12 protein-coding genes are annotated in these 14506 nt (G+C 59.7%); 9 read left to right on the forward strand and 3 right to left on the reverse strand.

All coding sequences use genetic code 11. From position 1 onward, the window contains the following. Positions 1-5 precede the first annotated feature (5 nt). Together HX803_RS18510 and HX803_RS18515 are read right to left on the reverse strand one after the other, a co-directional pair. Positions 6-1106 (reverse strand): polyamine ABC transporter substrate-binding protein, encoded by a 1101-nt coding sequence (locus HX803_RS18510; RefSeq protein ID WP_178922371.1) that lies wholly within the window; start codon positions 1104-1106, stop codon positions 6-8. Between the two features lie 105 nt (positions 1107-1211). Then, positions 1212-1706 carry a DUF1543 domain-containing protein gene (locus HX803_RS18515; RefSeq protein WP_178922373.1) on the reverse strand — a complete coding sequence of 165 codons (495 nt, stop codon included), beginning with the start codon at positions 1704-1706 and terminating at the stop codon, positions 1212-1214. A 106-nt stretch (positions 1707-1812) separates the two neighbouring features. On the opposite strand from HX803_RS18515, the gene HX803_RS18520 reads away from it, so the two are divergent. Beyond that, complete coding sequence (locus tag HX803_RS18520; RefSeq protein ID WP_178922375.1) at positions 1813-2634, forward strand: aldo/keto reductase; 822 nt, start codon at positions 1813-1815, stop codon at positions 2632-2634. 52 nt (positions 2635-2686) lie between these two features. On the opposite strand, the gene HX803_RS18525 is transcribed toward HX803_RS18520, so the two are convergent. After that, positions 2687-3202, reverse strand: coding sequence for an Hcp family type VI secretion system effector (locus tag HX803_RS18525; protein WP_178922377.1), 516 nt, complete (start codon positions 3200-3202; stop codon positions 2687-2689). Positions 3203-3679: 477 nt separating this feature from the next. Between HX803_RS18525 and tssA the strand changes: the two genes are divergently transcribed. From tssA to HX803_RS18565, 8 genes are read left to right on the forward strand one after another with little or no spacing between them, the layout of a single operon-like run. Further along, positions 3680-5221, forward strand: coding sequence for a type VI secretion system protein TssA (gene tssA / locus HX803_RS18530; RefSeq protein WP_178922379.1), 1542 nt, complete (start codon positions 3680-3682; stop codon positions 5219-5221). A 32-nt stretch (positions 5222-5253) separates the two neighbouring features. Then, positions 5254-5751, forward strand: a complete 498-nt coding sequence (gene tssB / locus HX803_RS18535) for a type VI secretion system contractile sheath small subunit (protein WP_178922381.1) — start codon at positions 5254-5256, stop codon at positions 5749-5751. A gap of 27 nt (positions 5752-5778) precedes the next feature. Then, entirely contained in the window at positions 5779-7254 is a 1476-nt protein-coding gene (tssC, locus tag HX803_RS18540; RefSeq protein WP_178922384.1) for a type VI secretion system contractile sheath large subunit, read from the forward strand. Then, complete coding sequence (tssE, locus tag HX803_RS18545; RefSeq protein ID WP_178922386.1) at positions 7251-7670, forward strand: type VI secretion system baseplate subunit TssE; 420 nt, start codon at positions 7251-7253, stop codon at positions 7668-7670. The genes tssC and tssE overlap by 4 nt, the downstream gene beginning before the upstream one ends. Continuing rightward, positions 7660-9444 carry a type VI secretion system baseplate subunit TssF gene (tssF, locus tag HX803_RS18550; RefSeq protein ID WP_178922388.1) on the forward strand — a complete coding sequence of 595 codons (1785 nt, stop codon included), beginning with the start codon at positions 7660-7662 and terminating at the stop codon, positions 9442-9444. The genes tssE and tssF overlap by 11 nt, the downstream gene beginning before the upstream one ends. Next, positions 9408-10415, forward strand: coding sequence for a type VI secretion system baseplate subunit TssG (gene tssG / locus HX803_RS18555; RefSeq protein ID WP_178922390.1), 1008 nt, complete (start codon positions 9408-9410; stop codon positions 10413-10415). The genes tssF and tssG overlap by 37 nt, the downstream gene beginning before the upstream one ends. Before the next feature lie 12 nt (positions 10416-10427). After that, entirely contained in the window at positions 10428-12956 is a 2529-nt protein-coding gene (gene tssH, locus HX803_RS18560) for a type VI secretion system ATPase TssH (RefSeq protein WP_178922392.1), read from the forward strand. Further along, positions 12953-14488 (forward strand): sigma-54-dependent Fis family transcriptional regulator, encoded by a 1536-nt coding sequence (locus tag HX803_RS18565; protein ID WP_178922394.1) that lies wholly within the window; start codon positions 12953-12955, stop codon positions 14486-14488. Before tssH ends, HX803_RS18565 begins: the two co-directional genes overlap by 4 nt. Positions 14489-14506 lie beyond the last annotated feature (18 nt).

A 14506-nucleotide genomic window follows, 5' to 3' on the forward strand; every position in this document is an offset into this window, starting at 1 on the left:
GGGGTTCACTTGCCGGTCTTCACGGCATTCCAGGTACGGGTGATCAGGCGCACGGCGGCCTGGGGTTGGCTTTTTTGCGTGAACAAGCGCTGCATCGTCGTCGGGTCGGGGTAGATGGCCGGGTTGTCGCGGATATCGGCGTTGACCAGCGGCTTGGACGCCAGGTTGCTGTTGGCGTAATGGATGGTGTTGCTGACGCCGGCCATGGTGCTCGGTTGGAGCAGAAACTCGATGAACTTATGGGCATTGGCCACATGGGGCGCGTCGGCCGGGATGTAGAAATTATCGAACCAGATCAGCGAACCCTCCTTGGGAATGAAGTAGTCCAGCTTGACCTTGGCCCCGGCTTCGGTGGCGCGAGCCTGGGAGGTGGCGTAATCGCCAGACCAGGTGGTTGCCAGGCACAGGTCGCCGTTGGCCAGGCCGTTGATGAAACCGCTGGAATCAAATTTGCGAATGTAAGGGCGCACCGCCATCAGCACATCCTGGGCGGCCTTCAGGTCCTTGGGCGCCACACTGTTGGGGTCCAGGCCGAGGTAGGTCAGGGCCAGGGGGATCATGTCGGTGGGTGAGTCCATGAAGGTGATGCCACAGTCGGCAAACCGGGCGATGACCTTGGGATCGAAGATCATCGCCAAGGAACCGATAGGCGCATCCGGCATGCGCGCCTTGATCATGTCGACGTTATAGGTCACGCCGTTGCTGCCCCAGGTGTACGGTGCCGAATAGGTGACACCCGGGTCATGGGCCCCCAGGCTTTTGAGCACCACGGGGTCGAGGTTTTTCCAGTCGGGCAGTTGGGTCTTGTCCAGCGGCTGGAACACCTTGCCCTTGATCAACAGCGGCACGAGGGAGGCGTTGAGCAGCGCCAGGTCGTAGCCGGAACGCCCAGAGAGCAATTTGCCCTGCACGGTTTCGTAGGAGTCGTAGGTGTCGTAGATCACCTTGATCCCCGTGGCCTTCTCGAAGTCGGCCAGGGTGGTGTCGCCGATGTAGTCCGCCCAGTTATAGATGCGCAAGGTATTGCCCGGGTCATCAGCGGCGTGGCTCAGGGTTGAAGTGGCCAACAGGGCGGCGCTGAACAGGGCGATTAAGGCTTTATGCATGGGGACCCACCTTGTGTTGTGCTTGTTATCAGGCTGAGGGACTGATTGCACTGTCAGGCAGGTGGCAGGTGTGCGCCATACCCCGTTCGGGTAGGGGGAGGCGGTTCAGGGCAGGACGATATAGTCGTTCTGCTGGATGATCGGCCGGTGCGGGCCCTGCACCAGGTGCAGGTAACGGCCGTCCACCAGGTCGATGGGCAGGCAGTCATCGATCTCCATGACAGCGTCGGTGTGGGCCTGGGACCAATGGCGCAGCATCTGCTGCTTGCCCTTGCTCGTTGCCTCCCGTTTGTTGCGGGCAACCACCAGCAGGTAGTGGTGGGCCTCGCCAAAGCTGTTCGCCTCGTAGCCCCCAAGGTTGATGAAGTACAGGTGATGCGCGTCGGCCTGGGGTGCAAGGTGGCTGAGTTCGACCTTCCAACCGTCGAGGCCATCAATGGCCATCCACGAATCGATATGCACGCCCTTGGGGCTGCCGAACCAAGCATCGCGCAATTGCGGGTACGTGGCTTCCAGCGTATCCGCCGCGGCGAATACCACATCATGCACTTCGATTCTGGCCCGTGGGTGCTTGCCCCCGAGCATCACGACAAACAGCATTGCAGGTTCTTCCTGGCGACTTGACAGGGGGCAACCATACTGCGATTGAACCCTTTTGTCCGGCTAATGCCACATTGTTAATCCGCGAACTCATCAGGAGCTTGTCATGCGAACCATTGATCTGGCGGGCACGCCCGTCCCTGTCATCGGCCAGGGCACCTGGCGCATGGGCGAAAACCCCGGCCAGCGGCGTGCTGAAGTCGCCGCATTGCAACTGGGTATCGACGAGGGCATGACCCTGATCGACACCGCCGAAATGTATGGTGAAGGCGGTGCTGAAACGGTGGTGGGTGAAGCCATTCGCGGCCGCCGCGACCAGGTGTTCCTGGTCAGTAAAATCTACCCGCACAATGCCAGCCACCAGGGCGTGCCCCGTGCCTGCGAGGCCAGTCTCCAGCGCCTGGGCACTGATTGCATCGATCTGTATCTGCTGCACTGGCGTGGTCAATACCCCCTGGAAGAAACGGTCGATGCGTTCGAGCGCTTGCGCGAAGCTGGCAAGATCCGCCGTTGGGGTGTTTCCAATTTCGATGTGGCAGACCTGCAGGAACTCGCCTCTCCTGCCTGCGCGACAAACCAGGTGCTCTACAACATTGAAGAGCGCGGCATCGAATACGACCTGCTGCCGTGGTGGCAACAACATCATTTGCCACTCATGGCCTACTGCCCGATTGCCCAGGGTGGTGAGTTGCTGTCCAGCCCGACACTCAAGCAGATCGCCCGTCGTCACGAAGTCACGCCGGCCCAGGTTTCCCTGGCCTGGGTGCTGCGCCAGGACGGTGTGATCGCCATTCCCAAGGCCGTAACCCCGGAGCATGTGCGGCTGAACGCAGCTGCCGCCAAATTGGTGCTCGATGAGCACGACCTCGATGCCATCGACCGGGTGTTCGGAGCGCCCAAGCGTAAACACCCATTGGCGATGGTGTAGACGAGGGGCGGAGGCGACACCGTCCGTGGTGCCGCCTCTGCTTCACTCAGGTTTAGCCGGCTACCGGGCTACGCCAGTCGTCCGACCCTGAAGTGCCGGAGACCTCGTGGGTCCACACGATTTTGCGATAGGTGAAATACACATCCTCCAGGTGCGTGAAGTGGGCGTTTTCGGGGGCCTGGCAGTTGGGCATGCGCGACTGGATATCCACGATGGCCGCGCCTTCCAGTTCAATGGTGAAGTAGTGCTCCTGGGTGCCCGCCGATGACGTGCGCAGCCACTCCAGCCGGCATTTGACTTCCTCGCCACTGGTCAGCGCGCTGAACAGTAACGGTGATGACTTATCGAACACCTTGCTGATCATCAGCGGTTTATGCACCCGCTGCCCGGTTGGCTGCCCCGATTGTGGGTCACGGGGGATGATCACCTGATGGGCGAACGCCTGGACCAGGATCTGGTCCTCATGACCTTCCTGATAAATATTGCCTACCGAGTCCTGGGTGAATGTGCCTGCCGTAATCAAACCCTGTTTTACACCGGTGATTGAAAGGTATGCGGGTGTTGGCATGAGTGGTTTCCTTGCCTGATTGATAAGGTAGTCCCGTACGGTGAATCCACCGGGCGGGTATTTGCCTATAACAAAAAGCGTGCCTGAAAGTGTGAGGGTCAATGAATACAGGGTGCTGGAGCTGAAGTCGGATTTGTTTTTGCGGTGTTTATATCAGTGTGGGTTGTTTTAGCGGTATTTGTTTGCGCAAAGGTGTGCAGTTAGTTGCTCGGTAGTAAGGGTGGGTAGTTTATTGGGTTGTTGGTTAATTCAGCCTGTGTTGTTTTTTAAACTGCGAAAAATGATGCGCATGTGCCGATTTTTCTGGCGTGTAGGAAATTACTTAAGTGCAGTTCCGTCGCTTGCTGATTGGCGGTGGTGTGGCTAAGGTTTGCGAACTTCGTCAAGGTGTTTGCGAAGTTTAGATGGCGATCTGATTTGCATTGTATGTGTGGTTAGTTCGCCTTTACTTCCTTGGATAGTTGCGCGTGATATTGAATGGACTCCTCAAGCAAGCTTTGTGACTACTATGTTGAACTTGCACGTTCGCCATGCTCGCAAACAAGTTTTGCGGGCAGTGATATGCGCTTTTCAAGTGAGTACGAGGCCTTGGAACTGGAGTTCGGAAAGATCCAGTCAATTCATGGTGCCTCCCAGCCAGATTGGAACAAAGTGCTGGAAACCAGCGAGTGCCTGTTACGCGAGCACTCCAAGGATCTGCGGGTAGCAGTTTGGCTGACATGGGCATTGCACCAGCGCGAAGCCTTTCCTGGGTTGCTGGCCGGCCTTGGGATGCTGCGCTATCTCTGTAAGCACCACTGGGTACAGGTGTTTCCGGAAAAGCCGCGTACCCGTGGTGCGATCTTTGGCTGGCTGGTGTTGCGCCTGGAGCCTTTGTTCGCACAAAACCTGCCGCTTCAGGATCAACGGCCGCTGTTTCAAACCCTACTGGAGCACCTCGCGTGCCTTGACGACCTATGGGCCTTGCAGTTGGGCGATGACGCACCGCTGTTACTGCCCATGCGCCGGCAGTTGGTGCAGAGGCTTGAACAGGCGGAGCAGGGGGCTTCTCGGCCGGCAAGCCTGGTCTCCCAGGTCAGGCAGGCTGCGACTCAGTTGCTGAGCCCGCAACCTGCTATAGAGAACGAAAAAGACGCCCACAGAGCGCTGCGCACCTTGCAAGAGCAAGCCCGGCCATTGTGCGTGTGGTGGCAGCGCCAGAACGCCACCGACCTGCGTGCCCAGCGCCTCAATCGGACACTGGTCTGGTTGGCGCTGACGCGGTACCCGGACGCTGACAGCGAGCGGGTCACCGTGCTTCGCGGGCCTGCATCCGACAAGCTCAAGAAGTACCAGGAGCGCTTTGCCCAGGGGCATTACGCTGACCTGCTGGTCGAGCTGGAGGCCAGCCTGGCTGGGGCCATGTTCTGGTTCGATGGCTTGCGCCTGGTCTGGGAGTGCCTGCAAGCCTTGCAGGCCGACCAGGCCATGACCGAACTGGAAGTCATGTTCGCCTTGCTGCTGCAACGTTTGCCGAACCTGCCCGAGTTCCGGTTTCACGACGGTGTGCCGTTTGCAGATACCGCCACCCGCGACTGGATCGCGCTCCAGGTCAATCGCCATCTCCAAGCGCCCGAGCTTCCCGGTGTGGTCGACGCCAAGGCTGAACCCTGGGAAGTCGCCCTGAAGGACGTTATGCCTCGGCTACGCAAGGATGGCCTCAAAGTTGCCGTGCGCGAATTCAAGCAAGGTTTGGCCGCAGCCCAGGGTGAGCGTGCCCGATTTCATTGGCGGCTGGCGATGGCGCGTCTGTGTGTGCTGGCGGGCAAGCAGGAACTGGCGAAGGTCCAGCTCGAACAGCTGGATGACGAATTGCACCGAGCGGGTCTCGACCGCTGGGAGCCCGAGTTGGCGCTTCAGGTGGCCCAGCTCTTGTACCGATGCTGCGATCAATTGCCGCAAAGCCACGCTGTACGTGAACGCAAGGAAGACACCCATCGAAAACTGTGCCGCTTCGACCTCGAAGCGGTAATTGAATAGGTTTTCGACCCCCTCGAAAAAGGAGAACGACCGTGGCCAAAGAAGGTTCGGTAGCACCCAAGGAACGCATCAACGTCACGTTCAAACCCGCAGTGGGAGGTGCGCAGGAAGAGGTTGAGTTGCCGCTCAAACTGCTCGTGCTGGGGGACTTCAGTCAGCGCGAGGACCTGCGCAAGCTCGAAGACCGCAAGCCCATCGGCATTGATAAGAACACCCTGGATGAGGTACTGGCCAAACAGGCATTGGCCTTGACGCTGAGCGTACCCAATCGGCTCCAGGAGGCGGCAGAGGTTGAAGAACTGGCTGTCCAGGTCCGGATCAACTCCATGAAGGACTTCAACCCTGCGAGCCTGGTGGAGCAGGTACCCGAACTGCAAAAGCTGATGGCGCTGCGTGAAGCGTTGATGGCGCTGAAAGGCCCCCTGGGCAATACCCCGAGTTTTCGCAGAGCCATTGAGCAGGCGCTGGCCGATGACGATGCCCGTGCCCGCGTATTGGCCGAGCTGGGCTTGAACAACCCTGCAGCCTGACATTTTCAGTAAAAGGACACTGACGCAATGACCACCCAGTTAACTCCACAACCGACACAACCTGCGGGCGAATACAGCATTCTCGACCACATCATCGCCCAGACCCTGCTGAGTGCGGACGACGAGGCCTACGGTATCGCCAAGCGTGGTGTGTCGGCGTTCATCGAAGAGCTGGTCAAGCCGCAGAACAAGCATGAGCCGGTCAAGAAGCGCCTGGTAGACCGCATGATCGCCGAGATCGATACCAAGCTCAGCCTCCAGATGGACGAGATCCTTCATCACCCGGATTTTCAGGCTCTCGAAGCCTCCTGGAAGGGGCTGCAACTGCTGGTCGACCGTACTGACTTTCGTGAAAACATCAAGATAGAACTCCTGAATGTCTCGCGGCAGGACCTTCTGGACGACTTTGAAGACTCACCCGAAATTACCCAGTCAGGGCTTTACAAGCATATCTACAGCGCTGAATACGGTCAGTTTGGTGGCCAGCCTGTGGGCGCCGTCATTGCCAATTACTTCCTCTCGCCCAGCGCACCCGATGTGAAGTTGATGCAGTACGCCGCCAGTGTCGCCTGCATGGCCCACGCACCGTTCATTGCGGCGGCAGGGCCTGGCTTCTTCGGATTGGAAAGCTTCACCGGGTTGCCCGACCTGAAGGACCTCAAGGACCACTTTGAGGGCCCGCAATTTGCCAAGTGGCAGAGCTTTCGCCAAAGCGAGGACTCCCGTTATGTGGGGCTTACCGTACCCCGGTTTTTACTGAGGACGCCCTACGATCCCCTTGAATGCCCGGTCAAGACGTTTGCCTATCAGGAAAACGTGGCGCACAGCCATGAGCACTACCTGTGGGGTAATACGGCCTACGCGTTTGCCACTCGGCTGACCGACAGTTTCGCCAGGTTTCGCTGGTGCCCGAACATCATCGGCCCGCAAAGTGGGGGAGCGGTGGAGGACCTGCCATTGCATCACTTCCAGAGCATGGGGGAAATCGAAACCAAGATACCGACCGAGGTGTTGGTGTCTGATCGTCGTGAATATGAACTGGCGCAAGAGGGGTTCATCGCCCTGACCATGCGCAAGGGCAGTGATAACGCGGCTTTCTTCTCCGCAAGCTCGGTGCAAAAGCCGAAAACATTCGGTATCAGCGCGGAGGGGAAAGAAGCTGAGCTGAATTACCGCCTGGGTACTCAGTTGCCTTACATGATGGTGGTCAACCGCCTGGCTCATTACCTCAAGGTGTTGCAGCGCGAGCAGTTGGGGTCGTGGAAGGAGCGTACCGACCTCGAGTTGGAACTCAATAAATGGATCCGCCAATACGTCGCGGACCAGGAAAACCCCAGCGCAGAAGTCCGTGGGCGGCGTCCGTTGAGGGCGGCGCGTATTGCCGTCAGCGATGTCGAAGGCGAACCGGGCTGGTATCGCGTCAATCTCAGTGTGCGCCCGCACTTCAAGTACATGGGGGCGGATTTCACGCTGTCCCTGGTCGGCAAGCTCGACAAAGAATGAACATGGGCCCAGGACTCTCCGAACATCGCAGCCTCTTCGAACGGCTTGAAGGGCCGACGTCCAACCGCCTCAGTCGCGTGGCGTCTGTTGCTGCGCACCTGGGAAAGATGCTCAGCACTCGCGCCGGCAGTGTGCTTACGCTGCCCGACTATGGGCTGCCGGATCTCAATGACATGCGCTTGAGCCTGCATGAGTCGTTGAGTCAGTCGCGTCTTTCGATCGAACGGTTTATCCAGGCTTATGAACCGCGCCTGGCAAATGTACGGGTCAAGGGGGCGCCCGGTCACCATGATCCCTTGGCCCTGGCATTTTGCATTGAGGCGACGCTGGTTGTTGACGGTGTCATGCAACCGGTTGTGTTCAGTGCACGCTTGGTGGGCGCGGGACAGGTGGAGGTATCGCCTGATGTCCCTTAATCGTTTTTACCAAAGTGAGCTCAGTGCCTTGCGTCAATTGGGGCGACGCTTCTCCGAGCGTAACCCGGCCTTGGCACCGTTTCTCGCCGAGGCAGGGCAAGACCCGGATGTTGAACGCTTGCTCGAAGGCTTTGCCTTCCTGACCGGCCGCCTGCGTCAGAAACTGGCGGATGAACTTCCCGAGTTGACCCACTCGTTGATGCACCTGCTTTGGCCCAACTATATGCGGCCATTGCCGTCCTTCAGCATCTTGCAGTTTGAACCGTTGCAGCACGGCTGCACCCCCGTGACGGTCGAGCGTGATACGTCGGTTGAAAGCGTGGCCATCAAGGGTGAGCGTTGCCGTTTTCGGACCTGCTACACCACCCAGGTCCTGCCACTGCAATTGAGTGGCCTGGAGTATCGCTGCTCGGGAAACCGGGCAGTGCTGAGCCTGCGCCTGGAAATGAGTGCCCAGGGCAGTTTCAGCGAGTGGAGCTTCAGCCAGCTGCGCTTGCACCTGACGGGGGAAAAGCCTGTCAGTCAGGGGTTGTACCTGAGCCTGTTGCGTCATCTGGACGGCATCGAGTTGTTGCTTCTGGATCATGAGGGGCAGATGGTCGATGGGCCTGACGGGCGGGTGCCATCGTTGCGGTTGGGGGCCAGCCAGGTTCAGCCCGTGGGGTTTGACGAGGATCACGCACTGATCCCTTATCCGGCGAACACCTTCGTTGGATACCGCCATCTGCAGGAGTACTTCGCATTTCCGGACAAGTACCTGTTTGTCGATGTCGGCGGTCTGGATGTTTTGCAGACGTTGCCCCGCTCCTGCCTCCAACAGGCGCGGTATGTGGAGTTGCGTTTCGAACTTCGCACCCGGGAAACCGAACCGGTGCATCCGAGCCTGGACAACGTGAAGCTGTATTGCACACCCATCGTCAATCTGTTCAAGCATGACGCAGTACCGATTCGGCTGGATGGAAAGCAGGACGAATACCTGCTGATGCCAGCGGAGTTTGCGCGGGGTAATGCGGCTGTATTTTCCGTCGATCATGTCACCGGGTGGCGCCCGGGCGGATTGGGTTACCGGCCCTATGTACCGTTTGAATCCTTCGAGCATGATCGGGGTGACGGCGCCTCGGCGCCAGCGCCCAGCTACAGCATTCGTCAGCGCACATCGGTGCAGCACGTGCTCGACACCTGGTTGAGCTTTGATGCCGGCCTGGCTCAGGGTCAGGAGACACTTTCCATCGAATTGACCTGTACCAATCACAACCTGCCAAGGCAGTTGAAAATAGGGGACATCAACCAACCCTGTGAGCAGACGCCGGAGTTTCTGTCATTTCGCAATATCTGCGTACCAACGCCGAGTTTCAACCCACCCCTGGACCAGGACTTTCTCTGGAAGCTGATCAGCAACCTGTCGCTCAACTACCTGTCGTTGACCGACATCAGCGCCTTGAAAGTCATCCTCGAAACCTACGACCTTCCGCGATATCACGACCGACAGGCGCAGAGCGTCAGCCAGCGCAAATTGGGCGCGCTGCGATCTGTCAGTCACGAAGCGGTCGACCGATTGCATCGAGGGTTGCCAATGCGTGGCTTGCGGATCGACCTGAACATTGACCCCCAGGGCTTCACGGGCCAAGGCGACCTGTTTGTATTCGCCTCGGCGCTCAATGAGTTTTTTGCACTTTACGCCAGCCTGAATTCGTTCCACGAACTGCGGGTCATCAGCACACAAGGAGACGTGTACCTATGGCCACCCCGGAAGGGCCAGCAGCCCCTGCTTTAACCGAATTATCCCGAGTTATCCGTGAGTACTCGTTGTTTCAAGCGGTCCTGCAAGTGATCGACCGTTTGCGCGTTGCCCATCCGCAACTGGATGAGGACGCGCTGTATGACCACCTTGAGTTCCAGGCCAACCCGGGGTTCGGGTTTTCAGGGCATGACATTGACCAGGTGGTGTTTTTTGTGGAACGCGATCAGTTGCGGGCACGCATACGTCTCAACGTACTGGGCCTGCTCGGCGCCGGTTCGCCATTGCCCGCGTTTTATGCCGAGCAGGCCACTGTTGAACACGCGGCAGGTACTACCACTCGGGATTTCATGGACGTTTTCCATCACCGCCTGCAGCGACTGCTGTTGCCGGTCTGGCGCAAGTACCGCTATCGGACGTGTTTTCGTAGCGGAGCACGCGATGGTTTTTCCGAACAGATGTTCGCGCTGCTCGGCCTGGGCGGGGCGCAGATACGCGGTGCCGCGCAATTGGACTGCAAGCGACTGTTGCCCTACCTGGGGTTGTTGAGCCTGCGGGTGCATTCGGCCGCACTGATCGAGACCGTGCTGCGTTACTACTTCAAGCACCGCGATGTGTACCTCGAGCAGTGTGTAGAGCGCTCGGTGGTCATCACTGCTCGGCAGCGCAATCGACTGGGGGCAGGCAACAACACAGTGGGAGAGGACCTGGTGCTGGGAAGTCGAATTACCGACCGCAGCGGCAAGTTCAGGGTGCATGTACGGGGGCTTTCCTGGTCGCGATTTCACCAATTCCTGCCTGTAGGCGTCGACTACCAACCTTTGTGTTCCCTGGTTCGATTGACGGCCAGGGACCCTCTGGAATTCGACCTGCGCCTGGCGCTGGCCAAAGGGGAGGCGAGACCGCTGCACATCGGCGACAACAACGTGTGTGGCTTGGGCTGGACCAGTTGGCTGGGACACGAATATGCCGACGGCGTGCTCACGCTCGCCGGCAACGCTCATTAGGGATTGATGATTATGATGAATGTCGATTTGCAACAACTGATCCGAACACTGACTGCCCAGGCTCGTCGCGACCTTGAGCGTTCAGCCGAGCGCTGTGTGATACGCGGTGGCAAGGAGGTTCTGGTAGAAGACCTGCTGGCGACGTTGCTGGAACATCCCGATGGTTTGCTGGTGAATGCGCTGCTGGACGCGTGTATCGAGGTCGGCGAGCTCCAGGCCACCTTGCAGCTCAAGGACCAACAGAGTGCGGCGTGTAACCCGGTGTTCGCCCAGGCCCTGGTGCTTTGGCTACAGCATGCGTTGATGGTCGCCCACCTCGAACTGGGGCAAGTCGAAGTCGACCATGCCGCGCTGCTGTTGGCGCTGCTGCGTCATCCGCTGCAGCATGCCGGCAGTGGCTATCAACAGGTCTTGAGCCGCCTGGATGCGCAGCGCGTGCGTGAGTTTGTTCAGGGCCAGGCAACGCAAAGTGTTCCTCGTCATTCCGACGAGTCGTGGCTGGAACGCTTTACCCATGACCTCACGCGTCAGGCCCGTGAAGGGCGGATTGACCCTGTACTGTGCCGTGATGACGAAATCCGCCAGTTGGTCGACATCCTGGTACGTCGGCGCAAGAACAACCCGATTCTTGTGGGCGAAGCCGGGGTTGGCAAGACGGCCGTGGTCGAAGGCCTGGCCTTGCAAGTGGTCTCGTCACAGGTGCCGGAACCGCTCAAGGGTGTACGCATCCTCACATTGGACATGGGCCTGCTGCTGGCGGGTGCCAGTATCAAGGGCGAGTTCGAGCGGCGGCTCAAAGGTGTGCTCGACGAGGTCAGCGCCTGCGCGCAGCCCGTGGTGCTGTTTATCGATGAGGCGCATACGTTGGTGGGAGCCGGAGCCCAAGTGGGTGGCAGCGATGCGGCCAATCTGCTCAAACCAGCCCTGGCGCGTGGCCAGTTACGCATGATTGCGGCCACCACGTGGTCAGAGTACAAAAAGTACATTGAAAAAGACCCGGCGCTGGCGCGGCGTTTCCAGCCTGTGGTGGTGGGAGAGCCGAGTGTGGAAGCGGCCGTGTCCATTCTACGTGGCCTGGTTCCAGTCTATGAGGCCAGCCACGGGGTTTATGTGCGTGATGATGCGGTCGTGGCCGCCGTGCAGATGAGTGCTCGCTACCTTGCCGGGCGGCAGTTGCCGGACAAAGCCGTCGACGTACTGGACACCGCCTGTGCCCGGGTACGTATCAGCCTGACGACCGCGCCTGAGGCGTTACAACGCCTGCGTGCCGTACTGGCCGAAGGCACGCGGCAGCGCACGGCACTGGCGCGCGATCGTGACGCCGGCCTGGCGATTGACGAGCAGGCGTTGCATGCGTTGACCCTGCGGTTGCAAGCCATTGAGCTTGAGTGCCAGCGCCTGGAACATTGCTGGGCCGAGCAACGAGGGGTGGCAGAACGGCTCATCTCCGAGCGTCAGCAGCGGCTTGATGGAAAGGGCGTTCAGGTCACTGCAACGGTGCCGGACGCGAATGAAGAGCGATTGCTCAACCACGAGGTCTGTCCACGGCTGGTGGCGCAGGTCATCAGTGCCTGGACCGCGATTCCTGTCGAGCAACTGGCGTACGAAAGCAGCAAGCGAGTCCTGGGTTTTGCCGACGCACTGCGCACACGCATCCTAGGGCAGGAACAGGCAGTGATTGCCCTGGATCGAAACCAGCGCGCCGTTGCTGCAGGCCTCAACGCCCCTGGCGCGCCTATCGGGGTGTTTCTGCTGGTGGGGCCCAGTGGTGTAGGCAAGACCGAAACGGCCCTAGCCCTGGCGGACCTGTTGTACGGCGGTGAGCGGTTTGTGACCACGTTGAACATGTCGGAGTATCAGGAAAAACACTCCCTGTCCCGGCTGATCGGTGCCCCTGCGGGGTACGTGGGGTATGGGGAAGGTGGGGTACTGACCGAAGCGGTGCGCCAGCGTCCCTATTCGGTCGTGCTGCTCGATGAGGTCGAGAAGGCTGACCCGGAAGTATTGAACCTGTTTTACCAGGTTTTTGACCGAGGGTTTGCCAACGACGGTGAAGGCCGGGAAATCGATTTTCGCAATACGTTGATCCTCATGACGTCCAACCTGGGGAGCGACAGCATCACCACCCTGTGCGCGGAGGGCAGGCGACCCGATCCGCAGGTTCTGCAAGAAGCCATCCACCCTGAGTTGCGGGCTCACTTCAAACCGGCGTTGCTCGCCCGGATGCGGGTTGTACCGTACTACCCCCTTGCACGTGAAATGCTGGAAGACGTCGTGCGGCTGAGGCTGGAGCGGCTCGGGCAACGCATGCAACAACGCAGGCTGGCGCTGAGCTTCACCGATGAGCTGGTGACGCACATGGCCGATCGATGCCTGCACAGCGACAGCGGCGCCAGGTACATCGACCAGTGGATCGAGCTGAACCTGCTGCCGCGGATGGTCGACCGACTTCTCGAGGCCATGGCCGTTGGCGAGTCCTTTTCACGGGTCCATGCAACCCTGGACGGTGATGGCTTGCCAACCTGCGAGTTCAGCCAATGATGGACACCTTGTTTGGTCATTTGCCTCAACCGCTGGCGTATGCAGAGCGCCTGCTGGGCTGGTATGCGCGTTTGGGGGCTGACAGTGATGCATCGATGTTGCCTCAACTGTGCGTGACGGCTGTAGCACAGTTGAGTGATTGCGAGCTTTGCCAGCTGTACGAGCGAGATGAAACGACCGGCCGGCTCTGGCTGATCGCTCAGCATCTGCCTTGTTCAACGCCTGTTGGCGAACGGGCGGCGGACGAGGATTTCCAGAACGAACCGCTGTTGCATTACGTGTTGAATCAACGTTGCGCCCTGATCCTTGACGACGTGTGCGGCAGTGTCCATGACAGTGGTTTCCTGCCCGCGACCACGACGCCTTGGCGCTCGCTGTCATGCCTGCCATTGTTCAACCGGCACAACGTGATCTGTGGTGTGGTGTTGTACGCAAGCGCGCACGCGGTGTGCTTGCAAGGCTATGCCGCTTCAGTGGCCCAACTGGCCGGCTTTGCGCTGAGTCAATGGGGCAGGTGGCGCAGTGTTCAGCGGGGGGCGTGCACAACGGTTCGCCAACGCAACACCCCAGTCGCAGGGGGCTATGGCTTGATCGGCAGCAGCACGGCGATGGAAGCAACCTGTCGCTTGATAGACAAGGTTCTGCGGGCACCGTTTACCGTACTGCTGCGCGGTGAAACCGGCACCGGCAAGGAGGTGGTGGCACGCGCAATCCATAACGCGGGCCCGCGCAGTGCCCGGCCGTTTGTGGTGCAGAACTGCGCGGCCTTCCCCGAAGGCTTGCTGGAGAGTGAACTGTTCGGCTATCGCAAAGGTGCGTTCACCGGTGCCGAGCGCAACCATGCGGGCCTGTTTGATGCCGCCCAGGGAGGCACGCTGCTGCTGGATGAAATTGGCGACATGCCGCTGTCCCTGCAGGCGAAACTGCTGAGGGTGTTGCAGGAGGGGGAGGTTCGCCCGCTGGGTGCCAGTGCTTCCCACAAGGTCGATGTGCGGATCATCGCCGCGACTCACCGTGACCTGGCGGCGATGGTCGCGCAGGGCCAGTTTCGCGAGGACCTCTACTACCGCCTGGCGCAATTTCCCATCGAGCTGCCTGCCTTGCGCGACAGGGGCGCAGATGTGCTGCTACTGGCTCGTCACTTCGCCGAGCAGGCGTGTTCTTCCCTCGAAAAGCCCACGCTGAGCTGGTCCGGCGCCGCGCTTGATCAACTCTCCAGCCATGGCTTCCCGGGCAACGTGCGCGAACTCAAATGCCTGGTGGAGCGAGCGGTGTTGATGTGCGATGACGGTGTGATCCTGCCGGAGCATCTGTCGCTGTCACCTGCGCCAGAGCTTGCCAATGCCGCCGCCGAGTCGACGTTACGCCAGCGACTGGAACGCGTAGAGCGCGTGTTCCTGATTGATTGCCTGCACAAGAATCGTGGCAATCGTACGCGCACTGCCCGGGAGCTTGGGGTTGCTCGTCGCACACTGCTCTATCGGCTTGCACGCTTGAACATTCCTGTTGGTGACGCCCGGGGGGAGTGCTGAATGGACTGCCTGTGTTTG

The organism is Pseudomonas sp. P7548 (assembly GCF_013386585.1).
In the GTDB taxonomy this organism is placed as follows: Bacteria; Pseudomonadota; Gammaproteobacteria; order Pseudomonadales; family Pseudomonadaceae; genus Aquipseudomonas.

Coding starts and splice junctions, on each gene's coding strand:
- HX803_RS18510 (WP_178922371.1), bottom strand. CDS start 1,106: ATGCATAAAGCCTTAATCGCCCTGTTCAGCGCCGCCCTGTTGGCCACT.
- HX803_RS18515 (WP_178922373.1), bottom strand. CDS start 1,706: ATGCTGTTTGTCGTGATGCTCGGGGGCAAGCACCCACGGGCCAGAATC.
- HX803_RS18520 (WP_178922375.1), top strand. CDS start 1,813: ATGCGAACCATTGATCTGGCGGGCACGCCCGTCCCTGTCATCGGCCAG.
- HX803_RS18525 (WP_178922377.1), bottom strand. CDS start 3,202: ATGCCAACACCCGCATACCTTTCAATCACCGGTGTAAAACAGGGTTTG.
- tssA (WP_178922379.1), top strand. CDS start 3,680: ATGGACTCCTCAAGCAAGCTTTGTGACTACTATGTTGAACTTGCACGT.
- tssC (WP_178922384.1), top strand. CDS start 5,779: ATGACCACCCAGTTAACTCCACAACCGACACAACCTGCGGGCGAATAC.
- tssE (WP_178922386.1), top strand. CDS start 7,251: ATGAACATGGGCCCAGGACTCTCCGAACATCGCAGCCTCTTCGAACGG.
- tssF (WP_178922388.1), top strand. CDS start 7,660: ATGTCCCTTAATCGTTTTTACCAAAGTGAGCTCAGTGCCTTGCGTCAA.
- tssG (WP_178922390.1), top strand. CDS start 9,408: ATGGCCACCCCGGAAGGGCCAGCAGCCCCTGCTTTAACCGAATTATCC.
- tssH (WP_178922392.1), top strand. CDS start 10,428: ATGATGAATGTCGATTTGCAACAACTGATCCGAACACTGACTGCCCAG.
- HX803_RS18565 (WP_178922394.1), top strand. CDS start 12,953: ATGATGGACACCTTGTTTGGTCATTTGCCTCAACCGCTGGCGTATGCA.